We start from the raw sequence: 25,416 nt of genomic DNA, 5'->3' as shown, positions 1-25,416 counted from the left end.
CGCCGAAGCTCCACGCGTGCGCGCGTTGGCGGGACTCGCAACCGCAGGGAGCGACAACAGTGACCGAGCTGACGATCGCGCAGAGGCGCCCGCCGCGCCGGAGCCCAGCTGGGAGGAGCGGTACGCGGGACCGAGCCGAGATCTGCCGGCGCACCCTGGCCGAACTCGCCCGGCGGGACCCGCGGATCATGTGCGTGGACTCGACGTCGGCGGACTGAGACCCTCTTCGCCGACCTGCCCGAGCAGTACGTCAACGTGGGCATCGCCGAGGCCAACCTGATCGGCATGGCCGCGGCGTGCCGCGTCCGGCCTCGTCCCGCCCGCGCAGCACCCTGAGCGGCTTCGCCGCGGCCCGCGCCTGCGAGCAGATCAAGGTGGACGTGGCGGGCAACGACCTGCCGGTCCGCATCATCGCCACCCACGGCGGACCGTCCGCGGGACACTACGGGCCCACCCACCACGCGGTGGACGACATCGGATCCTGCGACTGCTGCCCAACCTCACCGTGCTGGTGCCCGCCGACGCGGTGGAGGCGGAGGCGAGCGCTGATCGCCGCCGCCGACCACCCCGGCCCGGTCTTCCTGCGGCTGCCGCAGCGAGACGCACTCGTCCACCGGGGTCCCGTCGACTTCCGGATCGGCCGCGCCCTGACCCTCGCCGACGGCGACGACGTCACGCTGATCGCGACCGGACCGCATCCGGTGCTGATGGCGCGGCACGCCGCCGAGACGCTGGCCGCCGAGGGCATTCGCGCCCGCGTCCTCAACATGCACACCATCAAGCCGCTCGACGAGGGGGCCGTGCTGCGGGCGGCGGCCGAGACCGGAGGCATCGTCACCGTCGAGGACCACCTGGTGACCGGCGGCGCGGCGGCGCGGTCTGCGAGGTCGTGGCGGCCCGCGGCGGCCGCCCGGTGCGCCGGATCGGGTGCCCGACCGCTTCAGCGACCGGGTCGGCGGCGAGCTCGACCTGCTTCGGCACGCGGGCGTCACCCCGGAGCGCATCGCCGCCGAGGCCCGGCTGCCGACCGGAGCGGCGGTCTGATGGACTCGCCGCCGGCCCGCCACAGGGCGAGCGCGCTCCCGGTCCGCGCCGCGCGGCAGCACGAACGCGGGCACCGCCTCGGCGGGCCGGGATCGGCCAGGACGCCACCGGCCGGGTGAGCCCGTCGGCGCCGCGGAACCGCGCCCGGCCGCCCACCCGCCGGGCCGCGCGCTCCGCCAGCGCCGCGATCTCGGCCTCGGGCGCGGGGCCCGGGCTCGCGCAGCGCCACCGTGCCCTGCGGCCCGCTGAACCAGACCCGCATCGGCCCGTCCCACAACGGGACGGGCTCGCCGCCCCACGGATAGGCGCAAGTTCGTCGTCCGGCGCGGCGAGTGACCTTCTCCATGTGGACCTCGGAGAGCGGCTTGTCCGGGCCGGGGAAGTGGGACGTCGTGCGGTGGCCGAGCCAGGCAGTAGAACGGCGGCGCCGCGCTCGACCACGGCGTCGGGACCACGCGCGCCGCTGCCGTCGGCGCGCACCGCGTCCTCCAGCGCGCGCATCAGCAGCCGTCCCACCGACCGGCCCCGGGCCCGCACGACCGCGAGCCGGCGCACCGCCCACGTCCCGTCCGGCCGGGGACCGCGCGCACGCAGCCGACGGCGTCGCCGTGCTGGTCCAGCGCCGTCCACAGTCGCGTCCCGCGCGCCAGCTCGGCCAGCACTCACCGGCCGTCTCCGCGGAGCCGTCGGCGGGCGGCAGCACCGGGATACCGGTCGCCCGTGGAGAACGCGGCCCGGCCAGCGCGGCGGTCCGCTCCGCGAGGGCCGGACCGCGCTCTGCGCGTCTCCACCGCCCGTATCGCGTCCTGTGATCCGAGGAGATATCTGTGGTCAACCACGTCAGTCCCACTCTCGTCCGTTCTGCGGTCGGAACGGCTCACCCGGTCGCGATCGAGGACTTCCTCGACAGCGTCGGCGTCGAACCGAACAGCCGCTCCGGTCTTGGCGCGTTCAACATCTGGGGCAATGCCTTCCGGCCGAGGCGCTGCCCTGCATGGCACGCTCTACCGAGGCCGACCGGGTGCCGTTCCGCTTCTCCGGCCGACGGCGTGCGGCCGGACCATGACTGCGCTGCGCGGCCAGCGCCGGATCCGCTGCGCCGCCGGGCGGCCGACCGCTCCACGTCCTCGGGGCCGCCGAGCGCCGCACCGAGGACGACGTGCTCCTGGAGTACGCCGACGGCAGCGCCCGCCGGCAGTGGCCGCGGCTGCCGGACGTTTCTGGCCGCAGACCGGGCGGTTCGGCAGAGCGGCTCATAGCCTTCCGCGCCGGCACTCGATGCTCTCGCCCGCGGCACGAGCAGCTCACGATGAGCGCGTCGACCTGACGGCACCAGCGGATACCGGTCAGCGGTGCGCCGACTTTGGGCTGCGCGACGATCGATCCTGCCGCACAGCGCGATGCATCTGTTCGCACTGACCCTGGTGGAGGCGGCGGCATGAGAGTCGAACTTCAGGACGTCCGCCGTGGCGCCACGACCTCGGACACTGCCTGCACGCCACGATGGGCGTACTGCTCCGCGCCCACGGCGCCGACCCGCTCCAGGTGCTCGGCGCGGCCTGGGGTTCGGCTACCGCTCGGGCGACCTGCGGCGCGAGGAGTACCACGTCCCCTTCGGCGCCGGGTCCCTGCTCGGGGCGATGGCCCCGCACCATCCGTGCAGTTCACGCTGGCACCGCCCGCCGGACGGAGACGGCCTGGACCCAGATCCGTGACGCGGTGGGCGACGGACGCGCGGTCGCCGCCGCCGCCGCCAGTGACAACTTCCACCTGCCGTTCCGTCCGGCGTACCGGGACGTCCACGCAACCACCTGCTGACTGCGATGTACGGGTTCGACGACGAGCGGGACGAGGTGCTGCGCCGATCCGGTGCCGCCGCGCTTCCAGGAGCCATCACCCAGGCGAGCTCGCCGCCGCCCGCTTCTCCGCCAACCCCGAGGACCACGACCGCGACCTGTTCTTCACCCGCAACCCGATCGACGGGCGCTGGCTGGAGATCACGGTCGCCCCGACCTGCCGGCCTGGGACCTCGACCACGTCCGCACGGTGATCACCGCCAACGTGGCCGCGCGCTGGAGTGGCGATCGCACCCTGTGGGACGGATACGCCGACGACGGCGCGGGACTGTTCGGCGGGCGGCGCGGGATCGGCCCGCCTCCTGGACGCCGCCGCGGCGCGGATGCGCAGGGGCGACGACCCCGAGGTGGTGGACGGACCTTCGTCGTGGCCGGCACGGTGCTCGCCGAGACCGGGTGCACGCGGACTGGCTGCCGCGCGCGGGCGACGCCTTCGCCCGGCCCGAATCCCGACCGAGGCGGCCCGGCTGGTGGAGCGGCTGGCCCATCACTGGAGCGCGGTGCGGATCATCGTCGCCAACGCCCGGGCCGACACCGCGGCGGCGGCAGGGAGCTCGAGGACAGGGCCGCGGCGCTGCTGACCGACCTGGACCGAGCCCTCGATCTCCACGCACGGGCCGTCTAGTCCTTCGGGGCCAGACTGCGCACCACACAGAATCACATTGCCCTCGGGTCCTCCACGACCTCCCAGTTCACGTCGGCGCCCTGGCCGACGTCGGCATGGTGGCCCCGAGGGAGAGCAGCCTGCTCACCTCTCGTCCGCCGTGCTGCAATCGATCGGACTGACGTCGAGGTGCAGCGGGTTCTTCCGCACGGTCCTGCCCTCGGCACCCGGACGAAGAGCATGGTGGGCGGCATCCGACCGGCCGCTGATCGCCTCGACGGTCGGCTCCCAGGAGGCGATCTCGACCTTGCCCTCGGACCGCTCGATCACCGTGAAGCCCAGCACCTCGCACCAGAAGGCGGCGAGCCGCTCCGGGTCGCGACAGTCGACCGTCAACTCCGTGAACCTGCTTGTCATGCCACTCCTGGATCGCGTCGTACGGACGGGGCCCAAAGTATTGGTCCGCCGTCGACCGCCCCACGAGTCCGGGATCTACCTGACTACTGGACCCCGCGCCACGGCAAGGAAGCTGACGCACACAGGTGTCCGACCAGGAGGCCAGGAGGAGAGTCCCTTATGCCGATCGCGGAGAAGACCGTACTAAGCCTGCCCGGAGTGTGAGGGCCAGGCAGGGTGGAGAGCGAGGTCCGGGCCGGCAGAGATCGTCGAGTGCCCGGAGTGCGCGGCCGAACTCGAGGTCGTCGGAGTGGCGCCGCTGCTCCTCGCGCTGGCTCCCGAGGCCGACGAGGACTGGGGAGAGTAGCCGTGATCGATGTCGCGGTGGTCGGAGCCTCCGGCTCATCGGCGGTGAACTGCTGCGGCTGCTGCTCGATCACCGTGAGGTCCGGGTGGGCGCCGCGGTGTCCGCCCGCCTCGCGGGCAGCAGGGTGGACCGGGTCCACCCGAACCTGCGCGGCCGCACCGACCTGACCTTCACCGCCCCGATCGAACTGGGCGACCACGACGTGGTGTTCGTGGCGGTCTCCCAGACCGCCGGCCTGGAGCTCGTGCCCGGCTGCGCGACCGGGCCAGTGCCTGATCGACCTCGGCGCCGACTTCCGGCTCCGGGACCCGAGGGCCTACCGGCGCTACTACGGAACCGAGCACACCGCCCCGGAACTGCTCGATCTCGCTCGTCCCCTGGCGTGCGCGGAGATCCACCGGGCCGAGCTGGCCGTGGCCGACACCATCAGCATGCCCGGCTGCATGGCCATCGCGTCGATCCTGGCGCTGCGCCCGCTCGCCGAGGCGGGCGTGGTCGCCGGACCCGTGACGGTGGACGGCCGGATCGGCTCCAGCGGCTCGGGAGTGCGCGCCGAGCAGATGAACCTGCACGCCGAACGCAGCGGAACCATGCGGCTGTTCGCCCCCACGGGCCACCGCCACGAGGCCGAGATCGCGCAGGCGACCAGGGGTCCAGGGCGCGGATGAGCGCGACCGGCGTCGAAGCCGTGCGCGGCGCCCAGGTGGTCTGCCGGGTACCGGTGCGCGAACCCCTGGACGACAAGGAGGTACGGCGGCTGTACCGCGGCCAGTACCAGGACGAGCCGTTCGTCCGGATCATCGCCCAGCGCCGCGGTCTCTACCGGCTGCCGGAGCCCAAGATCCTCTCCGGCACCAACTACTGCGACGTCGGTTCGCCGCCGACCCGGAGACGTCCACCGTGGTGGCCGTCGCGGCGCTGGACAACCTCGTCAAGGGCGGTGCGGGCGGCGCGGTCCAGTGCATGAACGTGCGCATGGGCTGGCCGGAGCGCCTCGGCCTCGAATTCCCCGGCCTGCACCCGGTGTAGAGCGCTGCCCGGAAGGTTCGGCCGGCACATCCACCCAGGCACAACCACTCAGGCACATCCACTCAGGAAGGAGACGCGCGTGGGCACGGGACTGACCGTGGTGAAGTGCGGCGGCACCGCAGAGGTGCAGGCCGAGGCGGTGTGCGCGGGGTGGCCCGACTGGTGCGCGAGGGCAGGCCGGTCGTCCTGGTGCACGGCGGCTCCGCCATGGTCACCGAACTGGCCGGCCGGCTCGGTGTGCCGCTCGCCGAACTGGTGTCGCCGGACGGCACCGTCAGCCGGCGGACCGACCCGGCCACGCTCGAAGTGGTCACCCTGGCACTCGCCGGCAAGGCCAAACCGGCGCTGCTGCTGGAACTCGCCCGGCTCGCCGTGCCCGCCGTCGGCCTCACCGGGCTCGACGCGGGACTGCTGCGGGCCCGGCGCAGAAGGCGCTGCGCGCCGTCGTGGACGGCCGGACCGTGGTGGTCCGCGACGACCGCAGCGGCCGGCTCACCTCGGTGGCGACACCGCTGCTGCGGACCCTGCTGGCCGAGGGCACGGTCCCCGTGCTCTCACCGCCGGCGCTCGCCGAGGACGGCCTGCCCGTCAACGTCAACGCCGACCGGGTCGCGGCCACCGTCGCCGCGGCCCTGGGCGCCGCCCGGCTCGTGCTGCTCACCGGCGCGCCGGGCGTCCTCGCCGACAGCTCCGACCCCGCGTCGGTGCGCGCCGAGTACCAGGTGCACGACGGCCGTGACCCCGCGGTCGGCGGCGGCATGACCGTCAAACTCACCGCCGCCCGCGAGGCGTTGGAGGCCGGGGTCGAGGACGTACGGATCGCCGACGGACGCTTCGCCGCGACCGTCGCCGACGCGCTGGACGGCCGGGGCGGCACCCGGATCGTCGGCGCGGGCAGGCAGGTCCCGTCCGGAGTTCCCCGTCTGCGCCCCGACGCCCGGCACGCACTCCTCGCCGCACGGCGGCACAGGACAGGTGAGCTCCGCCACACGACCCGTGCCGCCGCACACCGAGGGCACGCACCGACCGCCGCTGCGCCCGCCCTCCGGGCGGACGACGGGAACTCGGACAGGACCTGGCGGCGGAACGCCGGTGACCCGCGGCCCGTCCCGAACTCCCCGCCCGGACAAGGAGAACCCCCGATGACCGACCCGCGCGACGCGAGCGACCCGGTACCCTCCTGCTCCAGCAGCTGATCAGGTTCCGCGGCGTCAACCCGCCCGGGAACGAGAACGCCTGCGTCCGCCACGTCGCCGCCCTCATGGAGGCGGCCGGCGCGGACGTGCGGCTGCTGGGCTCCGACCCCGACCGTCCGAACCTGGTCGCCGCGTCCGCGGCGCAGGGCCACGCCCCGCCACTGCTGCTGCACGCGCACGCCGACGTGGTGCCCACCGACGGCCAGCACTGGACGCACCCGCCCTTCGAGGGCAGCATCATCGACGGCCACGTCTGGGGCCGCGGCGCCATCGACATGCTGGGCAGCCTGGCGATGAGTGGTCACCGCGCTGACCCGGCTGCGCGCCGAGGGCGCCGCGCCGGCCGGCGACGTCCTGCTCGCCCTCTCGCCCGACGAGAGAGGCCGGCAGCAAGGTCGGCGCCGGCTCATCTGGTCAGACAGCACCCCGAACTGTTCGACGGCATCGCCTACGGCGTGGGGGAGGACGGCGGAGCCGTCCTGAGCTGCCTGCCCGGCCGGGTGCACCCCATCGTCGTCGCCGAGAAGCGCGCCTGCTGGACGCGCCTCACGGTGCGCGGGCGCGGCGGTCACGCCTCGCGGCAGGGCTGGTCGGGCACGTCCATGGGCAAACTCGGCCGGCTCCTCACCCGCCTGGAGGACGGCCGCCTGCCGGCCCACGTGACCCCCGCCCTGGACCGCATGCTCGACGCCCTCGCCGCGGCCGCCGACGAACCACTGGCCGGCCGGCTGCGCGATCTGCGCGACCCCGAAGGCAAGGCGGAGATCCCCTACGACCTGCTGCCCGAGGCCGACGCCGTCTATCTGGACTCCGTGCTGCGCCACACGGTCAACGCGACCATCGTCCGCACGCCCGAGAAGATCAACATGCTGCCGAGCGAGTTCTCCGTGGACCTCGACGGACGCATCCTGCCCGGCGACTGGACGGTCGACGACTTCCGGACGGAACTGCGCGAACTCGATCGGCCCCGACGGCGACCTCGAACTCCTGCTTGAGGGCGACGCGATGCCCCCGCCGGTCTTCGGCGGCTTCTACGACTCGATCGCCGCCGTGATGCGCGACGCCGATCCCGACGCGACGGTCCTGCCGATGATCACCCCGGCGTCCACCGACGCCCGGCTCTTCGCCGGCCTCGGCATCGCCTGCTACGGCTGGGTGCCGATGCTGCTTCCGGCCGGCAGCCGCTACCAGGACGCGATGCACGCCGCCGACGAGCGGGTGCCCGTCGAGGCCGTGCGCTTCGGCGCCGACCGCTTCCACGACCTCCTGCTCCGCTACCGCTGACCGACCGCCGTTCGAGGAGTCCACGTGTACCAGACCTTCGTCGAGACGCTCCGCGGGCGGGCTGCGAGCACTCCCCACCGCCTGGCCCTGGAGTTCGAGCTCTCCGAGACCGAGATCCGCGCCTACACCTACGCCGAACTCGACCGCGGCGCACGGACGGTGGCCGCGCTCATCCAGCAGCGCGTCGGCCCCGGCGACCGGGTCATGCTGCTGCACCAGCCGGGCCCCGACTACGTGACCGCGTTTTTCGGCTGCCTGTACGCGGGAGCGGTCGCCGTCCCCGTCTCACCCGCCGCTCGGCGCGAACGGCCTCGAACGGGTCCGGGCCATCGCCGCCGACTGCGCCGCGGAACTCGCCCTGGTCGACACCGGCACGCTCGCCCTCATCGACGCCCGCCGCGACCGGCTCGACCTGTCCGTCCCCCTGGAGTGGGTGACCACCGACGACGCGACCAACGCGCCGGAGGACTGGCAGGACCCGCAGGCGGCCCCGGACGACCTGGCGTTCCTCCAGCACACGTCGGCGCTCCACCGGCACGCCCAAGGGCGTCATGCTCAGCCACGCCAACCTCGTGCACAACTCGGCGACGATCGGGCGGGCCGTCGGCCTCGACGAGAGCGACCGCGCCGTCAGCTGGCTGCCGCCGTACCACGACATGGGTCTGATCGGCGGCATCCTGCAGCCGGTGCACGCGGGCTTCCCCTGCACGCTGCTCTCGCCGATGACGTTCCTGCACCAGCCGATGCGCTGGCTGCGCGCGCTCAGCCGCACCCGCGCCACGGTCACCGCCGCCCCCGACTTCGCCTACGCCGAGGTGCTGCGCCGCGCCGTGCCCGGGGACCGCGACGACCTCGACCTGTCGGCGCTGCGGCACGCGCTGACCGGCGCGGAACCGGTCCGCCGGGCCACCCTCGACGCCTTCGCCGACGCCTTCCGCGACAACGGCTTCCGGCGCTCCGCGTTCTACCCGTGCTACGGCCTCGCCGAGGCCACCCTGTTCGTCACCGGCCGGTCCGACCCGACGGCCGAACCGACCGTACCGCGCCTGCGCCGCGCGGACATGGACCAGGGCCGGGCCGTCGTGGCCGCACCCGACGAGCCCTCGCCGTCGAACTGACCGCCTGCGGCTGGGCCCACCACCAGGACCTCGTGCTGATCGTCGACCCCGCCACCGGCGAACCGCGGCCCGAGGGCGGCGTCGGCGAGATCTGGGTCAGCGGCCCGACCGTCGCCGCCGGCTACTGGAACCGGCCCGAGCAGACGGCCGAGACCTTCGCGGGCGCGGCCCTCGGCTACCCGGACCGGACCTTCCTGCGCACCGGTGACCTGGGCTTCCGGCACGCGCGACGAGCTGTACGTGAACGGCCGCATCAAGGACCTGATCGTCGTGCGCGGGCGCAACCTCTACCCGCCGGACATCGAGCTGACCGCCGAGCGGGCCCACCGCTCCTGCACCCGGGCCGCGGCGCCGCGCTGGCCGTCGACGACGGGGCGACCGAGCAGGTCGTGCTCGTGCACGAGGTGGTCCGCGGCTTCCGCGAGAGGAGGACGGGCCCGCCGTCGCCGCGGCCGTGCGCGAGGCCGTGACGGCCGAGCACGGGCTCGCGCTCGCCGACGTCGTCCTCGTCCGCACCGGCAAGATCCCGCGCACCAGCAGCGGCAAGGTCGAGCGCGCGGAGTGCCGCACGCGCCTGCTCGCCGGAGTGTTCCAGCCGGTGGGCGCGGAGCAGCCCGCCGAGGAGACGCGGCAGCCCGACTGGGCGGGCGTCGTCCCCGTGGAACTGGCCGAACTCGTCGCGGACGCGCTGGAGACCGACCCGTCGGCCCTCGTCGTGGACACCCCGCTGGTCCGCCAGCGCCTCGACTCGCTGCGCGCCGTCCGGCTCCGGTCGGCGCTCCTGGAGACGCGCGGCGTGAGCGTCCCGCTGCCGCGCTTCCTGGACGGCCTCACCCTCCGCGACCTCGCCGCGTTCCAACCCGGCGAACCGGTACGGAGACGGCCGAGACGGCGGACCCGGATTCGGCGGCCGTCACCCCCGACCAGGAACGCATGTGGCTGCTCGACCAGATGGGCGCGGGCGACGCCTACCACGTGGCCGGCGGACTGCGGCTGCACGGCCCGCTCGACCGGGACCTCCTGGAGCGCTGCCTCACCGGTCTCTTCGACGAAGTCCCGCTCCTGCGCTCGGTGTTCGTGACCGCACCGGACGGAACCCTGAGCACCGCCGCCCGGCCCACCGCCGACCTGTTCCGGCTGCCGCTGCGCGACCTGAGCACGGCCGGCGAGGACGGCGTCGCCGCGGAACTGCGCGCGCTGGCCGCCGAACCCTTCGACCTCGCCTCGGGCCCGCTCGTCCGGCTGCTCCTGCTCCACCAGGGCCCGCGGACTGGGTGCTCGGAGTCGCCGCCCACCACGCCGTGCTCGACGGCTGGTCGCTCGGCCTGCTGCTGCGCCGGCTCGGCGACGCCTACCGCAACGGCGGGATCGTCGAGTCCGAACCGACGGCGGTCCCCGCCCGGGCGCCGTGGACCGAGGAGAGCCTCGACGCCTGGCGCGAACGGCTCGCCGGCGCCCAGGCGTTGGAGCCGCCCACCGACCGCCCCGTACCGGCCGCCCCGACCTGGCACGGCGCGTCCCTGCCGGTCCGGATCCCGGCCGTTCTCGCCGACCGGGTGCGGACGGCAGCGGCGGACCGCGGAGCCACCCCCTTCATGGTCCTGATGGCCGCCTTCGGCGCGCTGCTCGGCCGCTGGAGCGGCCAGGACGACGTGGTGGTCGGCACCGTGGCCGCGGGCCGCGACCGGCCGGGCACCGAGACCGCCATCGGCATGCTCGTCGACACGCTGCCGCTGCGCGTGCGCACCGGCACGGCCGACTTCGGCACGGTCGTCGACGAGGTGCGGGCCCAGTGCCTGGCGGCCTTCGGCGAGGACCGGCCCCGTACGACGAGATCGTCCGCGCCGTCACCGAGCGACCCGCCGACGGCCGGGCCCCGCTGGTGCGCGCCCTGCTCGCCCTGCAGAACCTGCCGGTCGTCCCCTGGGAGGCCCGGGGCGTGCGCGCCGAACCCTTCGAACCGCCCACGCCCGGCGCCCAGTTCGAGCTGTCCGTGCACCTCGTCCCGAGGCCGACGGCTCGCTGAGCGGCCATGCCGTCTACGCGGCCGACCTGTTCGACGAGCAGACCGTGGCCGCGCTGCTGGCCGGGCTGCCCGCCCTGCTCGACGCGGCGCTCACCGCACCCGGCACCCCCGTCGCGGGACTGCCCACGCTGCCGCCCGCCGAGGCGGAGCGGATCGCGCGGACCGTCGCGGACGGCGGCCCCGCGGAACCCGACGAGGGCCTGGTCCACGAGATCGTCGCGCGCATCGCCGAATCCGCCCCCGAGCGGCCGGCCGTCGTCTGGGACGAAGGAACGCTCAGCTACGGCGACCTGTGGCAGCGGGTCCGCGCGCTCGCGGCCCGGCTGCACCAACTCGGCGTGGAGCGCGACGAACCCGTCGCCGTCTGCCTGCCCCGCTCGCCCGAGCTGATCGTCGCCGTGTACGCGGTCCTGCTGGCCGGCGGCGCCTATCTGCCGCTGGACACGGCGCACCCTCGCGGCCCGCCTGGAGCGCCAGCTGGGCGGCTCGGGCGCCCGCGTGCTCATCGGCTCCGCACCCGATTCACCCCGCCCGACGGCACCGTGCTGGTCGGCCCCGACGAGGGCGCCGACCTCGACCGAACTCCCCGTCGTGCTGCCGGGACACCTCGCCAACGTGCTGTTCACCTCGGGCTCGACGCCGGCGAACCGCAGCGCCGTGCTGACGACCCACGAGGCCCTCGTCAACCGGCTCGTGTGGTTCCGGCGCGCCTGCGGCGTGCAGGCCGGTGAAGCCGTGCCGCACAAGACCCCGGTCAGTTTCGACGTGGCGGGCACCGAACTGCTCGGCGCGCTCGTCGCCGGCGCCACCCTGGTCCTCGCCCGGCCCGACGGCCACCGCGACCCGCACTACCTGGCCGGCCTCATCACCCGGCACGCCGTCACCAGCTGCCACTTCGTCCCGTCGATGCTGCAGATCTTCCTGGAGGAGCCCGACGCCGCGCACACCGCGCGCACCCTGCGCCGGATCGTGTGCAGCGGCGAGGAACTCGCCCCGGCACTCGCCGAGCGCTGCGCCGACGTACTGCCGGGCGTCGCGCTGCACAACCTGTACGGGCCGACCGAGGCGGCGATCGACGTCACCGCCCAGCAGGTCGCGCCCACCGGGCCCCGCCCTTCCGCATCCCCATCGGCCGCGCCATCTCGGGCACCCGCCTCTACGTCCTCGACTCGTCCGGCGGGATCGCCCCGCCCATGGCCCCGGGCGAACTCCACATCGGCAGGGATCGCCCCGGCCCGCGGCTACCTCGGCCGCCCCGGCCTGACCGCCGAACGCTTCGTGCCCGACCCGTACCGCCCCGGCGCCCGCCTGTACCGCACCGGCGACCGCGCCCGGATGCGCCCCGACGGCACGTTCGAGTACCTGGGCCGCCTCGACCGGCAGCTCAAGATCCGCGGCCAGCGCATCGAACCCGGCGAGATCGAGGCGGTCCTGAACCGGCATCCGCTGGTGCGCGCCTCGGTCAGCCGAGGCCCGGCCCGACGTCACGGGCCGGCCGCGGCTGCTGGCGTGGGTCGTGCCGGCGGGCACGGAGACCCCCACCGCCGGCGCGCTGCGCGACCACCTCGAACAGTCCATGCCCTCGGGCCTGGTGCCGGACGCGGTGACCGTACTGGCGGAGTTCCCGGTCGGCCCGCACGGCAAGCTCGACCGCGCCGCGCTGCCGGACCCGGCCCCGCTCGCGGACACCGGGCAGGAGGTGACCGCGCCCCGCAACCCGGTGGAGAGCACCATGGCCGCCATCTGGAGCGAGGTGCTGGGCGTCCCCGTGCCGTCCGTCACGGCCGACTTCTTCCGGCTCGGCGGCCACTCCCTGATGGCCACCCGCGTCGCGATGCGGGTCCGGGACACGTTCGGCGTCGGCCTGTCCGCCGGTGAACTGCTCGGCGGCTCACTGACCGTCAGAGCGGCTGGCCGCGCTGGTGCAGAGCAGGCAGCTCGACGAGACCGGCAGCAACGAGGTGGACGACGTCCTCGGCTGGCTGTCCGGGCTCTCCGACGACGAGGTCACCGCACTGCTCGCCCGGGAGACGGACGGCGAGGCCCGGCCCTGATCCACCCGTCCCAGTGCGGCCCGGCGGGCCGCACGGGACGTAGGGAATCCTCCTGACTTATGGGTGCCGCCGGACGCCGCGAGGCTTCCGGCGGAGCATCCCCGGCGAAGACGAGGACACGATGGCAAGCAGGTCAGTCGCGCGATCCACCTGGTCGGCTCGACCGCCGTGGCCCTCGCGGTGCTCCTGGTGCTGGGGCCGGCTACGGCCGGTGCCCGCGCTGGGCAAGGCACTGGTGCCGGGCGGGGGCGTGTGGGCGTCGGCGTCGGCGCAGACCGCCGTACGGTCCGAGACCCTGACGCTCCCCGCACTGGACAAGCCGGTACGGGTCTCCTTCACCGCCGAGGGATACGCCTCCGTCGACGCCGAGACCGACCACGACCTCTTCATCGCCCAGGGCTACGTCACCGCCCGGCTGCGCTTCACTCCAGCTCGACCTGCAACGCAGGATGGGGCAGGGCCGGCTCTCCGAACTGGTCGGGGCGGCCGGGCTGAAGAGCGACAAGTTCGAATCCGAACCTCGGACTGCTGCGCACCGCCCGCGCCCTGCTGGGCCGCCACCCCGCGCGACAGCGCCGCGGGTCAGGCGCTCACCGCGTACGCCGCGGGCGTCAACTCCTGGCTGAGCAGGCTGGAGAAGACCGGCGAGTGGCCGACGATCTACGGCCTGACCGGTGTGCGCCCGCAGAAGTGGACGCCCACCGACACCCTGGTCGTGCAGGGCGTCCTCACCCAGCAGATGAACTTCAACACGATCCCCGTCGACTACGAACTGCTGCGCCGCTCCTCGGCCCGAAGCTGACCGAGGAGTGGTTCCCGGTCCAGGCCCCCACCAAGCAGCGCCCCTACGACTCCGGCCCCTACAGGACCTGCCGCCGGAGCCGCTGACCGTGCGCAGCTCCAACGCGGCCGATCCGTCGAGCACGTCGACCGCCGACGCCCCGAAGGCGGCGGCCCGCACCTCTTCGCACGAGGACGTCGCGCTGCCCGACAGCGTGCGGCAGCTCGACTTCAACAGCAACGCCTGGGCGGCGAACGGCCCCGAGGTGGCCGGCGGCGGCGCGATGCTCGCCGGTGACCCGCACCTGGCGACCACGCTCCTCGTACTGGTTCCAGATAGCGCTGCGCTCACCCGGCTACCAGGTCGCCGGCGGCTCCATCGGGCGTGCCCGGTGTGCTGGTCGGCCGCAACGAGCACATCTCCTGGTCCCTGACCAACGCCCAGACCGTGGGCACGCTCTACTACCGCGAGAAGCTCTCCGCCGAACGGCCCGACTCCTACTACTGGAACGGCGCCTGGCGACCGATGAAGAAGGTCCGCTACAGCATCCCGGTGCGCGGCGGCTCGGCCGTGGAGCTGACCACGGACCTCACCGTGCACGGACCGATGATGACCGTGCTCGGCCAGCGGAGTCTCCGTCAACTGGATGGGCAACTTCGCGCACAACGACCTCAACGCGCTGCTCGCCGCCAACCGCGCCTCCGACTTCGCCGGCTTCCGCGGCGCGCTGCGCGACTGGAAGGCTCCCGCGCTGAACTTCGTGTACGCCGACGACCGGGGCCACATCGGCTCGTTCGTCGCGGGCGACGTCCCGCAGACGCGCAGGGCTCCCAGCCGTGGCTGCTGCTGTCCGGCACCGGCGACGAGGACGTGGTGGGCACCATCCCTACGAGGTGATGCCGCAGCAGTACGACCCGCCGAGCCACCTGGTCGCCTCGACCAACCAGCGCCCGACGGACCCCGACTACCCGGCACTTCCTCGGCACGTCCATGAACTTCGACCCCGGCTACCGGCAGTCGGTGATCGAGCGGTTCCACACCGACCGGGGCGCCCTGCGGCCCGGGACTCACACCACCCTGCAGAACGACGTCACCGACGACCTGGCCGTGCGGCTCAGTGCCGGAACTGCTGAAGGCGCTCGACGGCACGAAGCTGACCGGACAGCAGCGCGCCGCCCGTGACCTGCTGACCGGGTGGAACCACTCGATGGACACCGACTCGCCCGCCGCCTCGGTGTGGTGGACGTTCTGGACTCCTACGTCCACGAGGTGTTCCAGCCGTGGTGGGACGAGAAGAAGGTCCCCGCGAGCAAGGACCGGTGGATCCTCGACCTCGACCGCTCGCCCATCCCGCTGCGCGAGGTCCTCGAACACTGGACCGTCGATGATCCGGACAACGCGGCCTTCACCCCGCCGGACGGCGCCCGCCGCGACGCCACCCAGACCATGCGCACCGCGTTCCGCAAGGCCGTGACCGACCTCGCCGGCAAGCTGGGCGACCGCCCCGCAGCCTGGGACTGGGGCAAGCTGCACACCCGCGAGATCCTCGATCACCGGGCACCGGGCCTCGGCTACGAGCGCTACTCCGCCGGCGGCGACCCCTGGACCGTGAACGCGGCGGGCGGCGAACTGAATTCGAGCTACGGGCCGAGCATCCGCCTCGTCGTCCGCTGGACCGGCCGGGGCACGGCGGACGCGGTCGCGATCTACCCGGGCGGCCAGAGCGACACCCGACCTCCCCCTGGTACGACAACCTCGTCGAGTTCTGGCGGGACAAGAAGTACCTGCCCCTGCGGGTCGCCGGACTCCACGGCGACCTGGACCCTCCGAGCGGGAGAGTGACATGACCACCGAGACCGTCGTGGGAACCGCCGACCGGACCGCCGGGAGACGGCCGACACCGCCCAACGGACATTCGGCAGGCCGCAGTTGCTCGTTCCGGCAGTGATCGCGGCGGGCGTCGTGGCCGTGGCGCTCGGCGCCTGGGCGGACCTGTGGTTCCTGCCGTTCGCCGCGGGCCTCGCCACCGGCGCCGTCACCGCGTGGCACCGCACGGGCCGACTGCGCACCACGGCCCTGCTGGTGCTGTTCGGCCGGTGTCCTGGGCTGCGCCGCTCGCCGTGCGGGCCCTGGCCGGCGACACGATCGGCGGGACCGCGCGCACCACCGCGGGCCTCGCCGCGCTGCCCGCCTCGGCGGCCGTGACGATCGCGCTGACGCTGGTCGTCGCGCTGTTGACGAGACCGCGGCCGGGAACTGGTCGGGGCGTGCCCTGTTCCGCTGTTTCGCCGGGAAGGTCGCGCGCTGAACTCCGCCTGCTGACCGGCGCTTGCTGACTGCGGCACCGTACGCGGTGGCCTCGCTCCCCGTCCGGTACCGCCGCCCGGCGCAGCGTCGGATCGCCGGGACGGCGAACGGTGCCACGCAGCCGGCCAGACGGACCCCCGCCGACACCGTCAACAGCCGGGCGGGGAGGCGAGTCCGGTGGCAGGACCGGCCAGGATCTGGCCGACGGCGATGCCGGACACCGACCCCGCCAGCTCGTACGCGGAGACCCGGTTGAGCACCTCGGGCGGCGTGTGGGTCTGCACGCTGGTCGCCCACATCACCGACCAGAACGCCATCGCCCCGCCCCCGAGCACGTGCCCCACGAGCAGTACCGGCATCCCGGAGCCCACCGCCACGCTCACCGGCGGCAGGGTGAACAGCGCCATCGCCACCGCACCGGCGGCCAGCGGCCGCGCCGGGCGCACGCGCAGCTCGCCAGCAGCCCGCCGAGCACCGTGGCGACGCCGAGGAAGGACACGGCCAGACCGTGAGGCGTTCGGGCCGAGCCGCTCGCCGATCAGCGCCGAGGTGAGCGGCACCAGCGGCGAGACCGGCACGCCGTGAGACCACCCAGGTCGGATCACCGCCCACATCCAGGTGCGGGCCGGACTCCCGCCACTGGCGCAGTTCGCGGCGCAGCGAACTCCGGTGCGTGCGGGAGTCTGGCGGCGCCGGGCGCGAGCCGGACGAGTGCGCCAGGCACGGGCGCTGAGGAGGAAGGTCCCGGCGTCGATCGCGTACACCGTGCCGGCGCTGGTCACCGCGATCAGCAGCCCCGCGAGGGCCGGGCCGAGCAGATGGGCGAGCGCGTCGGCGACCTTGAGCGTGGCGTTGGCCCGCTGCGGCTCGCTCGCCACCAGCGGCACCATGCCGTTCACGCCCGGCAGGAACATCGCGACGGCCGCGCCGGCCACCGCCGCCATGGACACCAGCAGCCAGAACGGCGGCGTCCCGGCGAAGAACGCGACGGCCAGCACGCCCTGGGTGAGCACCCGTACGAGGTCGGCGCCGACCATCATCCGGCGCGCCCCGAACCGGTCGGCGAACACCCCGCCGAACAGCACGAGCAGCACGAACGTCCCGGTCCACACGCCGAGCACGAGACCGACCCCGGACACCCTCGTACAGCGCGCCGACCGCGAGCGCGGCGGCGACCGGCATCATCGCGTCGCCGAGCAGCGAGACCGCGCGGGCGGTGAAGTAGAGCGTGAAGCGCCGGTCCCACAACGGGGGCCGGGCGAGGGGCGGGTGGGGCTCGGTGCCAGGGGCTTGCGTCTGCGAGGTGGTCACCGTAGAGATATTGGACTGGACCAATACCGTGATCCCAGTGTCCCGAACGACACGATGAGGTACTTTCCGGCCATGACACCCGGCCCACGCCCCGGTCCACGTCGGTTCCCCGGCCCCGCACCGGGTCGTGGCCCTTCTGCGGCCCCCGCAGTCGACCTTCCCGCTGGCCTGCGCGACCGAGGTCTTCGGCGACCACGGCCCCACGATCCCCGCCCGCTACACGTTCGGCACCTGCACCGAACACCCCGGCCCCGTCCGCACCTTGGCCGGCTACGACATGCTGATCTCCGACGGCCTGGACGCACTCGACCGCGCCGACACCGTCCTGATCCCCGGCTGGCGGAGCCCGCCGGTGCCGAGCCCTCGCCCGCCGTCCTCGACGCCATCCGCCGTGCCCACCGTCGCGGCGCCCGCGTCGTCGGCCTCTGCTCGGGCACCAACGTCCTCGCCGCCGCCGGACTCCTCGAAGGCCGCCGGGCCGCCACCCACTGGGCCGACGCCGCCGAACTGGTCGCCCGCTTCCCGCGGGTCCAGGTCGACCCCGCGCGGTCCTCTACGTCGACCACGGCGACGTCGCCACCAGCGCCGGATCGGCCGCCGCCATCGACCTCTGCCTGCACCTGGTCAGCCGCGACCGGGCGCCGCCCACGCGCTGCGCGTCGCCCGCCGGCTGGTGATGCCGCCGCACCGCGAGGGCTGCCAGCTCCAGTACGCCGAACTGCCCGCCGCGGGACCGGCCCCGGAAAGCCTGGCGCCGCTCCTCGACTGGCTGACGGACCGCCTCGACCAGCCGACCAGCGTCGCCGACACTGGCGAGTCGGGCGCAGGTGTCGGCCCGCACCCTCACCCGCCGCTTCACCGACCAGCTCGGCGTCAGTCCCGGCCGCTGGCTCCTGGACCGCCGCATCGCGCCGCGACCCGCGCCCTGCTGGAGGAGACCGACCTCCCGGTGGAGACCATCGCGCACCGGGTGGGCCTCTCCTCCGCGGTCAACCTCCGCCGCCGCTTCCACGAGGCCCTGCGCACCACACCCGCCGCTTACCGACGGGCGTTCCGCACCAGTCGGTCTCCGTCGGCGGTCTGACGTTCCTCATCGATGGACAAGATGCAAAGAAAGCGTTGCAACGCTTTCTTTGCAACACGCTACCTTTGCATGCATGGACGAGCCCACGGAGCAGCAGATCCACAGCCTCGACGCCCGCGCTCGCTGCGCGGACTCGCGCACCCCTTGCGGATGCGGCTGCTGAACGCGCTGCGCCGTGAAGGACCGGCCACCGCCTCCCGACTGGCCGCGAAACTGGGCGAGTCCAGCGGCGCCACCAGCTATCACCTGCGCCAGCTCGCCGCGCACGGCTTCGTCGAGGACGCGCCCGGGCGCGGCACGGCGCGCGAGCGGTGGTGGAAGGCCGTCCACCAGGGCGTGCGCTTCGACGAGGCACTCCTCAAGGACCGCGACCCCGAAGTCCGGGGCGCCGCCGACCTGTTCCTGCACGAGGCCGCCGGCCAGCACGCCCGTGAGCTGGCCGCCTGGCTCGGCACCCGCGACGAGTGGCGAGGAGTGGCTCCGGTCGTCGGACCTGAGCGACTGGACGCTGAGCCTCACGCCCGGGCTCGCCCGCGAACTCGTCGGCAAGATGCATCAACTCCTGAGAGTTATCAGGAGTTGGCGCCTGCCGCGGACACCCCGGGCGTCGAGCAGGTCCGCATCCACACACACGTCATGCCGGTCTCCACCGATGGAACCGATGGAACCGATTGAGCCGATGGAACCGATGGAGAGGCCCACGATGCACCCCGAGACCAGCCTCGCCCTGCACCGCATCCGGGCCGCCGACCTGCGTACGGAGGCCGATACCCACCGCCGCGCCCGCGCCGCCCGCCACCGGTACGGCCTGCGCGCCCGCCTCGGCTGGACCCTGGTCGAGGTGGGCCTGCGCCTGGCCTCCTCCGCACCACGGACGGCCCCCGCCCTGGCATGACGGGGGCCACTCCTCCTGCCTGCGCGCGCTACTCCTTGACGCCGGCCAGGTCCCCGGGCCGCTGCAGCACCACCCCCGCCGCGACCAGCGTCGTCGTCAGGGTCAGGGCCGCCGCCCCGGCCACCACCGCGACCAGGATCCAGGGGGAGCCGCCGGGCAGCGCGGTGCCCAGCACACTGATGCTCAGCGGTACCAGCGTCGCCGCCGCGACCAGCAGCCCGAGCAGGATCCCGGCCAGCGCCACCAGCGACGCCTCGACCGTCATCATCTGCAGGACCTGACGACGGGTGGCCCCGACGAGCCGTTGCAGCATGAACTCCCTGCGCCGCTCGGCCGTGGCAAGCACCTGCGTGTTGACCAGGGCGAGCGTCGCGTAGCCCACGACGACGCCCAGGACCAGGTAGGCCATCCACGCCTGCGTGTCGTCCGCGTCGGCCTGCGCCGCCTCCAGGACTTCCTTGCCGGACACCAGGAGCCCGGATGAGCCTTCGTCAACTTGCCGAGGGAGGAAGTGAGTTGGGAGACGTCGGTGCCGGCCGCCGCATCGTACCATGATCTGCGGCACGAGCCCGCCGTCGGTGTGTCCGATCAGGAGTGCCGCAGGGACGAGCGCCGTCTCGTAACCGCGCCGCCCGTCCACCGTGGCGACCAGCCGCAGCTTGACCCGCGTACCGTCCCCGAGCCGCATCGGGACCAGGTCGCCGAGCCGGTGGTCCTTCGCGTACGCGGTGGGCAGCGCCACGGAGTCGCCGGTCAGCGCCGACAGGCTGCCGCTCGCCGCCCGGTACGCCGTGGTGCGGTCCAGGCCGCGCGCCGTGACGCCCTGCACCGACACCTCGGTCGGCTGCGGGCCGGTGTCCTCGCCTCGCTCGGGCGCAGCGGTTCGTCGGGTTCGAGGTAGCCGGTCGTGGGGATCTGCGCGGAGGCCGCCGCCACCCCGGGCTGCGCGCGGACGGTGTCGACTCACGGCCGAGCGGGAGTCCGCCGGAGGCCGATGTCAGCACGACGTCGGCGCGCAGGTTCTCGTCGAACGCCCGCTTCGCTCCGTCCGACTGGGTCGTCTGCATGTAGATCAGTCCGAGCGCGAGTCCGCCGGCCAGCATCACCGGCGATGACCGCGGAGGCGAGCCGGGCGGTGCGCGCCCGGGCGTTGTGCGCGGCCAGCTCGCCCGCCAGCCCCGACACCCGGCCGACCGGCCGGCGCAGCACGGCCACTCAGACCCCGGACGACCACGGGCCCCAGCAGCGAACGCCGCCGCCCACACCATCGCCGCCGGAGTCGCCACACCCGCCGCGTCCGGCCCCGCCGAACCGGCCGTCCCCAGGCGAGCGCCGCGCGCGGCCAGACACACCAGCCCGGCGACCAGCCGGAACGCGCTGAACCAGCGGCGCCGCAGCGTCGCCTCCGCCAGCGCCTCGGTCGGCCGGGTGCGGGCCGCCGCCTGCGCCGCGATGTACGCCGAACCGACGGCCGTCGGCAGCGCCGTGCCGATCCCGACGATCACGGGCACGGACCCCGCCCGGTACGCGATCGACCCCGGTACGACGCCCGCGTCCGCGAACGCCCCCAGCAGCCACCGCCCGAACCACTGCCCCGGCAGCGCCGCGAGCCCGGTGGCGACCACCGCGAGGAATCAGGGTCTCGCCGAGCACGAGCCGGCGCAGCTGCCCCGGAGTCGCGCCCACCGTCCGCAGCAGGGCCATCTCGCGCTGCCGTTGCTGGACGCTGAGCCCGAGCAGTGCCGGCCACCACGAACACGGTGACCATCGCCGACAGTCCGCCGAACGCGGCGGCCAGCGCGGGATCAGATCACCGCCGTCGGCCACCACGTCCGGGTCCTCGGCGCGACCGCGGTCGTCCCCGGTCAGCACGGTGACCTGGGCGCCGTCGACGGCCGCGCGGACGGCGTCGGCCACCTGTCGCGGGTCGGCGCCGGAGGCCGGGAACACACCGATGGAGTCGACCTCGCCGACGCAGTCACGCGGCGCGGGCGGCCTCGGCGTCCGCGAGGAACACGTCCCCGTAGTCTTCGCCCTCGGGCCCTGCAGGCCAGGCCCGAGACCCGGTAGGTCTTCGCGGCGCCGTGGGCCAGGAGCCGGACTCGCTCGCCCGGCTTCAGTCCCGCACGCTCCGCGAGCGCCCTCGCCGAGCACGATCTGCCCGTCGCCGGCCGGTGCGGTGCCGTCGGTGAGCGCGCACGAGGGAGAGCCTGGCGGCGGACCAGTTGTGGCCGGTGACCCTGCCGCCTTCGGCCAGGGCCGCCGGGAACGGCAGGTCCTGGACGGCCGACCCCACGCCCGAGCTTCGCGATCCGGTCGGCCAACTCGGCGTCCACGCGCGCAGCCGTTCGGGGAAGACGAGCTCGGCCTGCGTGTACGCGCGTACCGCTGGTCGCCGGTGACGACGACCGGTGCGGCGGCCAGCCGGTGCGGCGGCGCCGCGTTGTGGATGCCGGTCTCCAGAGTCCGCCGGAACCGATCACGATGACGGCGCCGAGGAACAGCGCCACGAACGAGGGCGACGAAGCCGCCCTTGCGGGAAGCGCAGCGTGCGCAGCGCGAGCCTGATCATCGGCGCACCCCGAGCCCGGTCGTCGGCCGCGGCGCGAACGGGTCGCCCCAGGTGCCCAGTTCCTGCATCTGCCGGGTGATCTGCTCTGACGGTCGGCCGCTCCAGGGCGCCGATCAGCCTGCCGTCGGCGAGGAAGACGACCCGGTCCGCGTCGCGCGGCGGCCAGCGGGTCGTGCGTGACCATCACGAGGGTCTGCCCCGCCTCGTCCACCGACGGCCGCAGCAGTGTGAGGACTTCGGCGGCGGTCCGGGTGTCCAGGGCGCCCGTCGGCTCGTCGCCGAAGACCACCGCGGGCCGCGTGACCAGCGCCCGGGCGAGGGCGACGCGCTGCTGCTGGCCGCCGGAGAGCTCACCGGGGCGGCTGCGCCGCCGGCCGGCCAGACCGACCCGCTCCAGCACCTCGTCGACGACGCCCTTCGCGGGGCGGGTGCCGGCCAGCCGCAGCGGCAGCGTCACGTTGTCCACCACGCTCAGCGCGGGCAGCAGGTTGAACGCCTGGAAGACGAACCCGATGCGCTCGCGTCCCGGAACCTCGTCGGGAGCGCGCTCCCGCAGCCCGCCGAGATCCACGCCGTCCAGGTGCACCGCGCCCGACGTCGGCCGGTCGAGGCCCGCCGCGCAGTGCAGGAACGTCGACTTGCCCGACGGAGGGCCCCATGAGGGCGGTGAAGGTGCCCCGCTCCAGGCCGATGCTGACGTCGTCGAGCGCCGTCACCCGGTTCTTCGCCCCGCCGTACACCCTGCTGACGCGGTCGAGCCGGACAACCGGCCCGGCCTGCTGATCCTGTGTGCCGTTCACCGGCGCCCGCCCTGGTTTCCTCATGGCGACCATGCTGGTCGGAGGAGGCGGTGCGGCGGCAGCGGCGACCGGTGGAACCTGGGGTCCACCGGTCGGTGGACCCGCGCCCCGGCAGCCAGTGCGGCGCGCTCAGATTCCGGGCAGCCGGCTCAGAAGTGGTCCAGGACCTGGTCGAGATAGACCCGCCCCTGCTCGCCCGATGCCGCCGAGCCGCCGGCCCGGCTGAGGGTCGCCGCGATCAGGCGCTGGTACTCCTGGTGCATCGTGCGCAGCGGCTCCTCCAGCGTGCGCTTGTCGATGCCGGTGAGCTTCGCGACGGCGGATGTGGGCCTGCCAGCGGGTCTCGGCCGCCTCCCGCGCAGTTCGGCGAGCCGGTCGTCGTGGCCGGTGGCGGTGAGCCGGTCGCGGGCGGAGAGCGAGAGCACGGAGGCCAGGGCGGCGGACTGGCGGGCGTCGCCGGTCCACTTGCCGGTCCGCTCGGCCTGCTCGTACGAGGCCGGGTCCATGCCGATCGCGCGGGCCACGTCGGCGAGACGCGTACGCCGCGGAGTCAGCCGGAGACTCGCGCAGCGAGCGCGGCGTGCCGGTCAGCTACGGGTGGGCTCGCACCGCAACACGGCTGCCAGGGCGGAGAGTTCGGACGGGCTGGGGAGGCGATGCCGCGCTCCCAGGCCGCGATGGTGTCGGGGTGATGTGACGCGACCCGTAGGACGCCTGCATGCCGATGCGCGACATGGCCGCCATGCCGAGGGACTCGCGGACGCGGCGCGCGGCGGCGGCATCGAAGGGCGGGGCGCGTCATAAGAGGGGGACCAGGCACGGGGCTGGATGATACGTGCCGAACTCCGTTCTGGCTACGGTGCGTTGATCAAGGCACACGTTTCGTCGAAACATCCGAGTGAGTGATCGGTCCCGAACATCCGGAATGCTCCGCAGCGCCACGCGATCTCCATAGCATCCTTGCAACCATTGGCAGTTGAGCTCTTGCAGGGCTGTCGAGCGGAGCGTGTCGCCATAAGATCCACCGCGTCCGCATGTGCGTTCGTGCATCGCCTCGCCGACGGCGGAGTCGGCAGATCGTCCAATCCCTGCCCTTCCGCCCGCGAATGTCCGTCCGCTTCCCCACGCGTCCCCGCACCCCCGGCGCGACGCGCACGATCCTGGAGACTTGATGAAGAGCAGCGCGACGGGCGCGGTGCACGACGCCCCCCATCCGCCCGGCACACCCGCACACCCGGCAGACGCCCTAGGGCCCGGTCGACCGGTACTTCAAGATCAGCGAGCGCGGATCGACGTACGGCCGTGAGATCCGGGGTGGACTCGCCACCTTCTTCACGATGGCGTACATCCTCGTGCTCAACCCGATCATCCTCAGCGGCGCCAAGGACATGACCGGCGCCAAGCTCGACCCGGCAACTGGTCACCGCCACCGCCCTGGTGGCCGCCGTGATGACCGTCATCATGGGCGTCGGCGGCAACCTGCCGCTGGCCCTGGCCGCCGGTCTCGGCGCTCAACGCCGTCGTCGCCTACCAGCTCGCCCCGCTGATGACGTGGGACGACGCGATGGGACTCATCGTCCTGGAAGGCCTCATCATCTGCGCCCTGGTGGTGACGGGCCTGCGCGAAGCGGTCATGCACGCCATCCGCAGCCGCTCAAACAAGCGATCAGCGTCGGCATCGGCCTGTTCATCGCGTTCATCAGGGCTTCGTCGACGCCGGCTTCGTCACCCGCATCCCCGACGTCGCGAACACCACCGTGCCCGTCCAGCTCGGCACCGGCAGCCTCACCGGCTGGCCGATGCTGGTCTTCTGCCTCGGCCTGGTGCTGACCGTCGTGCTCCTCGCCCGCAAGGTCAAGGGCGCGATCCTCATCAGCATCGTCACGATGACGCTCGTCGCCGTCGTCCTCAACAAGGCCGCCGACATCAAGACGTGGGGCCTGACCACGCCGTCGCTGCCCGACACCCTCGTCGACACCCCCGACTTCGGACTCCTCGGGAACTTCGACCTGTTCGGCGCCTTCGGGCAGGTCAGTGTCGTCACCGTCCTGCTGCTGGTCTTCACCCTCATCCTGTCCGACTTCTTCGACACGATGGGCACGGTCGTCGGCGTCACCGCCGAGGCGGGCCTCCTCGACGAGGACGGCCAGGTCCCAGCTGGGCCGGGTGCTCCTCATCGACGGCGCGGCCGCGGTCGCGGGCGGCGCGGCGTCGGCCTCCTCGGCGACCACCTACATCGAGTCGGCGGCAGGCGTCGGCGAAGGCGCCCGCACCGGCTTCGCCAACCTCTTCACCGGCGGCCTCTTCGCGCTCGCCCTCTTCATGGCCCCGCTGCTGACCATCGTCCCGCTGCAGGCCGCCGCCCCCGCCCTCGTCGCGGTCGGCTTCCTGATGATGACGCAGGTCAAGCACATCGACTGGGACCGCTACGACATCGCGATCCCGGCGTTCCTGACCATCGCCGTCATGCCGTTCACGTACTCCATCACCAACGGCATCGGCGCCGGCTTCCTCGCCTACGTCATCATCAAGACGGCACTGGGCCGGGCCCGCGAGGTGCACTGGCTGCTGTGGGGCGTGTCGGTGCTCTTCCTCGTCTACTTCGGCATCGACCCGGTCGAGCAGCTGCTCGGCGTGAAGTGACGAGACCTGAGCTCACCTGAGGTGAACTGATCGGTGCCCCGGACGCCCT

Annotated in this window: 24 protein-coding genes and 15 pseudogenes; 33 read left to right on the top strand and 6 right to left on the bottom strand. The window is 73.8% G+C overall.

The window, feature by feature from the left end; genetic code table 11:
* Positions 1-296: 296 nt before the first annotated feature.
* Positions 297-1,163, top strand: a complete 867-nt coding sequence (locus RBJ77_RS61065) for a transketolase C-terminal domain-containing protein (RefSeq protein WP_372352795.1) — start codon at positions 297-299, stop codon at positions 1,161-1,163.
* A 2,224-nt stretch (positions 1,164-3,387) separates the two neighbouring features.
* Here the strand turns inward: RBJ77_RS61065 and RBJ77_RS61060 are convergent.
* Positions 3,388-3,510, bottom strand: coding sequence for a hypothetical protein (locus RBJ77_RS61060; RefSeq protein WP_372352794.1), 123 nt, complete (start codon positions 3,508-3,510; stop codon positions 3,388-3,390).
* A 138-nt stretch (positions 3,511-3,648) separates the two neighbouring features.
* Positions 3,649-3,921, bottom strand: coding sequence for a VOC family protein (locus tag RBJ77_RS61055; protein ID WP_372352793.1), 273 nt, complete (start codon positions 3,919-3,921; stop codon positions 3,649-3,651).
* Positions 3,922-4,123: 202 nt separating this feature from the next.
* On the opposite strand from RBJ77_RS61055, the pseudogene RBJ77_RS61050 reads away from it, so the two are divergent.
* The 26 genes and pseudogenes from RBJ77_RS61050 to RBJ77_RS60925 all read left to right on the top strand — a co-directional run.
* Positions 4,124-4,267: pseudogene (locus RBJ77_RS61050) on the top strand (lysine biosynthesis protein LysW); the annotation flags it as partial.
* 85 nt (positions 4,268-4,352) lie between these two features.
* Positions 4,353-4,463, top strand: a pseudogene (locus RBJ77_RS61045) (N-acetyl-gamma-glutamyl-phosphate reductase); the annotation flags it as partial.
* 235 nt (positions 4,464-4,698) lie between these two features.
* Positions 4,699-4,935, top strand: coding sequence for a hypothetical protein (locus tag RBJ77_RS61040; protein ID WP_372352792.1), 237 nt, complete (start codon positions 4,699-4,701; stop codon positions 4,933-4,935).
* Positions 4,932-5,234 (top strand): hypothetical protein, encoded by a 303-nt coding sequence (locus RBJ77_RS61035; RefSeq protein WP_372352831.1) that lies wholly within the window; start codon positions 4,932-4,934, stop codon positions 5,232-5,234. The genes RBJ77_RS61040 and RBJ77_RS61035 overlap by 4 nt, the downstream gene beginning before the upstream one ends.
* A gap of 269 nt (positions 5,235-5,503) precedes the next feature.
* Positions 5,504-5,662, top strand: a pseudogene (locus RBJ77_RS61030) (acetylglutamate kinase); the annotation flags it as partial.
* Between the two features lie 80 nt (positions 5,663-5,742).
* Positions 5,743-6,492: a hypothetical protein gene (locus RBJ77_RS61025; RefSeq protein ID WP_372352791.1), complete on the top strand. Its 750-nt coding sequence runs from the start codon at positions 5,743-5,745 to the stop codon at positions 6,490-6,492.
* Between the two features lie 65 nt (positions 6,493-6,557).
* Positions 6,558-7,487 (top strand): M20/M25/M40 family metallo-hydrolase, encoded by a 930-nt coding sequence (locus RBJ77_RS61020; protein ID WP_372352790.1) that lies wholly within the window; start codon positions 6,558-6,560, stop codon positions 7,485-7,487.
* Between the two features lie 10 nt (positions 7,488-7,497).
* Positions 7,498-7,776 carry a hypothetical protein gene (locus RBJ77_RS61015; RefSeq protein WP_372352789.1) on the top strand — a complete coding sequence of 93 codons (279 nt, stop codon included), beginning with the start codon at positions 7,498-7,500 and terminating at the stop codon, positions 7,774-7,776.
* 24 nt (positions 7,777-7,800) lie between these two features.
* Positions 7,801-8,073: pseudogene (locus RBJ77_RS61010) on the top strand (AMP-binding protein); the annotation flags it as partial.
* 242 nt (positions 8,074-8,315) lie between these two features.
* Positions 8,316-8,894 (top strand): annotated as a pseudogene (locus RBJ77_RS61005) (AMP-binding protein); the annotation flags it as partial.
* Positions 8,891-9,364, top strand: coding sequence for an AMP-binding protein (locus tag RBJ77_RS61000; protein ID WP_372352830.1), 474 nt, complete (start codon positions 8,891-8,893; stop codon positions 9,362-9,364). The pseudogene RBJ77_RS61005 and the gene RBJ77_RS61000, both read left to right, overlap by 4 nt.
* Positions 9,349-9,738, top strand: a pseudogene (locus RBJ77_RS60995) (non-ribosomal peptide synthetase); the annotation flags it as partial. The gene RBJ77_RS61000 and the pseudogene RBJ77_RS60995, both read left to right, overlap by 16 nt.
* Before the next feature lie 89 nt (positions 9,739-9,827).
* A pseudogene (locus RBJ77_RS60990) lies at positions 9,828-10,091 on the top strand (hypothetical protein); the annotation flags it as partial.
* 77 nt (positions 10,092-10,168) lie between these two features.
* Positions 10,169-10,642, top strand: a pseudogene (locus RBJ77_RS60985) (condensation domain-containing protein); the annotation flags it as partial.
* A 44-nt stretch (positions 10,643-10,686) separates the two neighbouring features.
* A complete protein-coding gene (locus RBJ77_RS60980; protein WP_372352788.1) occupies positions 10,687-10,920 on the top strand; it encodes a hypothetical protein in 234 nt (77 codons plus the stop codon).
* Positions 10,921-10,964: 44 nt separating this feature from the next.
* Positions 10,965-11,651: an AMP-binding protein gene (locus tag RBJ77_RS60975; protein WP_372352787.1), complete on the top strand. Its 687-nt coding sequence runs from the start codon at positions 10,965-10,967 to the stop codon at positions 11,649-11,651.
* Positions 11,536-11,958, top strand: a pseudogene (locus RBJ77_RS60970) (AMP-binding protein); the annotation flags it as partial. The gene RBJ77_RS60975 and the pseudogene RBJ77_RS60970, both read left to right, overlap by 116 nt.
* A gap of 538 nt (positions 11,959-12,496) precedes the next feature.
* Positions 12,497-12,769, top strand: a pseudogene (locus RBJ77_RS60965) (phosphopantetheine-binding protein); the annotation flags it as partial.
* Positions 12,770-12,842: 73 nt separating this feature from the next.
* Positions 12,843-12,974, top strand: coding sequence for a hypothetical protein (locus RBJ77_RS60960; RefSeq protein WP_372352836.1), 132 nt, complete (start codon positions 12,843-12,845; stop codon positions 12,972-12,974).
* 211 nt (positions 12,975-13,185) lie between these two features.
* Positions 13,186-13,776, top strand: a complete 591-nt coding sequence (locus tag RBJ77_RS60955; protein WP_372352786.1) for a penicillin acylase family protein — start codon at positions 13,186-13,188, stop codon at positions 13,774-13,776.
* Between the two features lie 88 nt (positions 13,777-13,864).
* Positions 13,865-14,188 carry a penicillin acylase family protein gene (locus tag RBJ77_RS60950; RefSeq protein WP_372352785.1) on the top strand — a complete coding sequence of 108 codons (324 nt, stop codon included), beginning with the start codon at positions 13,865-13,867 and terminating at the stop codon, positions 14,186-14,188.
* Positions 14,140-14,313: pseudogene (locus RBJ77_RS60945) on the top strand (penicillin acylase family protein); the annotation flags it as partial. The gene RBJ77_RS60950 and the pseudogene RBJ77_RS60945, both read left to right, overlap by 49 nt.
* Positions 14,314-14,401: 88 nt before the next feature.
* Positions 14,402-14,681, top strand: a pseudogene (locus RBJ77_RS60940) (penicillin acylase family protein); the annotation flags it as partial.
* Between the two features lie 64 nt (positions 14,682-14,745).
* Positions 14,746-14,937: a hypothetical protein gene (locus RBJ77_RS60935; RefSeq protein WP_372352835.1), complete on the top strand. Its 192-nt coding sequence runs from the start codon at positions 14,746-14,748 to the stop codon at positions 14,935-14,937.
* A gap of 12 nt (positions 14,938-14,949) precedes the next feature.
* Positions 14,950-15,597: a penicillin acylase family protein gene (locus RBJ77_RS60930; RefSeq protein WP_372352784.1), complete on the top strand. Its 648-nt coding sequence runs from the start codon at positions 14,950-14,952 to the stop codon at positions 15,595-15,597.
* An 87-nt stretch (positions 15,598-15,684) separates the two neighbouring features.
* Positions 15,685-15,960: a hypothetical protein gene (locus tag RBJ77_RS60925; protein WP_372352783.1), complete on the top strand. Its 276-nt coding sequence runs from the start codon at positions 15,685-15,687 to the stop codon at positions 15,958-15,960.
* A gap of 251 nt (positions 15,961-16,211) precedes the next feature.
* Here the strand turns inward: RBJ77_RS60925 and RBJ77_RS60920 are convergent, their stop codons facing one another.
* A complete protein-coding gene (locus RBJ77_RS60920; RefSeq protein WP_372352782.1) occupies positions 16,212-17,201 on the bottom strand; it encodes an MFS transporter in 990 nt (329 codons plus the stop codon).
* Positions 17,202-17,500: 299 nt separating this feature from the next.
* Here RBJ77_RS60920 and RBJ77_RS60915 point away from each other — a divergent pair.
* From RBJ77_RS60915 to RBJ77_RS60905, 3 genes and pseudogenes are all read left to right on the top strand, one after another.
* Positions 17,501-18,457: pseudogene (locus tag RBJ77_RS60915) on the top strand (GlxA family transcriptional regulator).
* A 150-nt stretch (positions 18,458-18,607) separates the two neighbouring features.
* Positions 18,608-19,132, top strand: a complete 525-nt coding sequence (locus RBJ77_RS60910) for a winged helix-turn-helix domain-containing protein (RefSeq protein ID WP_372352781.1) — start codon at positions 18,608-18,610, stop codon at positions 19,130-19,132.
* A gap of 28 nt (positions 19,133-19,160) precedes the next feature.
* Positions 19,161-19,352, top strand: coding sequence for a hypothetical protein (locus tag RBJ77_RS60905; protein ID WP_372352780.1), 192 nt, complete (start codon positions 19,161-19,163; stop codon positions 19,350-19,352).
* A gap of 28 nt (positions 19,353-19,380) precedes the next feature.
* Here the strand turns inward: RBJ77_RS60905 and RBJ77_RS60900 are convergent, their stop codons facing one another.
* Entirely contained in the window at positions 19,381-20,181 is an 801-nt protein-coding gene (locus RBJ77_RS60900; RefSeq protein WP_372352779.1) for an FtsX-like permease family protein, read from the bottom strand.
* A 323-nt stretch (positions 20,182-20,504) separates the two neighbouring features.
* Here RBJ77_RS60900 and RBJ77_RS60895 point away from each other — a divergent pair, with 323 nt between their 5' ends.
* Positions 20,505-21,116: a hypothetical protein gene (locus RBJ77_RS60895; RefSeq protein ID WP_372352778.1), complete on the top strand. Its 612-nt coding sequence runs from the start codon at positions 20,505-20,507 to the stop codon at positions 21,114-21,116.
* 804 nt (positions 21,117-21,920) lie between these two features.
* Here the strand turns inward: RBJ77_RS60895 and RBJ77_RS60890 are convergent.
* Positions 21,921-22,640: pseudogene (locus RBJ77_RS60890) on the bottom strand (ABC transporter ATP-binding protein).
* Between RBJ77_RS60890 and RBJ77_RS60885 the strand changes: the two are divergent.
* Complete coding sequence (locus RBJ77_RS60885; protein ID WP_372352834.1) at positions 22,582-22,707, top strand: hypothetical protein; 126 nt, start codon at positions 22,582-22,584, stop codon at positions 22,705-22,707. The pseudogene RBJ77_RS60890 and the gene RBJ77_RS60885 sit on opposite strands and share 59 nt — an antisense overlap.
* A 166-nt stretch (positions 22,708-22,873) precedes the next feature.
* Here the strand turns inward: RBJ77_RS60885 and RBJ77_RS60880 are convergent, their stop codons facing one another.
* Positions 22,874-23,248 (bottom strand): hypothetical protein, encoded by a 375-nt coding sequence (locus RBJ77_RS60880; protein ID WP_372352777.1) that lies wholly within the window; start codon positions 23,246-23,248, stop codon positions 22,874-22,876.
* Positions 23,249-23,998: 750 nt separating this feature from the next.
* Here RBJ77_RS60880 and RBJ77_RS60875 point away from each other — a divergent pair.
* Positions 23,999-25,367 (top strand): annotated as a pseudogene (locus RBJ77_RS60875) (NCS2 family permease).
* Positions 25,368-25,416 lie beyond the last annotated feature (49 nt).

Source organism: Streptomyces sp. KL116D, assembly GCF_030766975.1.
Classification (GTDB): Bacteria; Actinomycetota; Actinomycetes; order Streptomycetales; family Streptomycetaceae; genus Streptomyces; species Streptomyces longispororuber_A.
The sequence above is the reverse complement of the archived record's forward strand: the minus strand, read 5'-3'. Positions and strand labels throughout refer to the sequence as shown.

Bases quoted from the DNA above. Each gene is read 5' to 3' on its own strand.
- RBJ77_RS61055 (WP_372352793.1), bottom strand. From the start codon at position 3,921: ATGACAAGCAGGTTCACGGAGTTGACGGTCGACTGTCGCGACCCGGAG.
- RBJ77_RS60910 (WP_372352781.1), top strand. From the start codon at position 18,608: ATGCGGCTGCTGAACGCGCTGCGCCGTGAAGGACCGGCCACCGCCTCC.
- RBJ77_RS61040 (WP_372352792.1), top strand. From the start codon at position 4,699: ATGCCCGGCTGCATGGCCATCGCGTCGATCCTGGCGCTGCGCCCGCTC.
- RBJ77_RS60905 (WP_372352780.1), top strand. From the start codon at position 19,161: ATGCACCCCGAGACCAGCCTCGCCCTGCACCGCATCCGGGCCGCCGAC.
- RBJ77_RS61015 (WP_372352789.1), top strand. From the start codon at position 7,498: ATGCCCCCGCCGGTCTTCGGCGGCTTCTACGACTCGATCGCCGCCGTG.
- RBJ77_RS60885 (WP_372352834.1), top strand. From the start codon at position 22,582: ATGAGGGCGGTGAAGGTGCCCCGCTCCAGGCCGATGCTGACGTCGTCG.
- RBJ77_RS61035 (WP_372352831.1), top strand. From the start codon at position 4,932: ATGAGCGCGACCGGCGTCGAAGCCGTGCGCGGCGCCCAGGTGGTCTGC.
- RBJ77_RS60935 (WP_372352835.1), top strand. From the start codon at position 14,746: ATGAACTTCGACCCCGGCTACCGGCAGTCGGTGATCGAGCGGTTCCAC.
- RBJ77_RS61020 (WP_372352790.1), top strand. From the start codon at position 6,558: ATGGAGGCGGCCGGCGCGGACGTGCGGCTGCTGGGCTCCGACCCCGAC.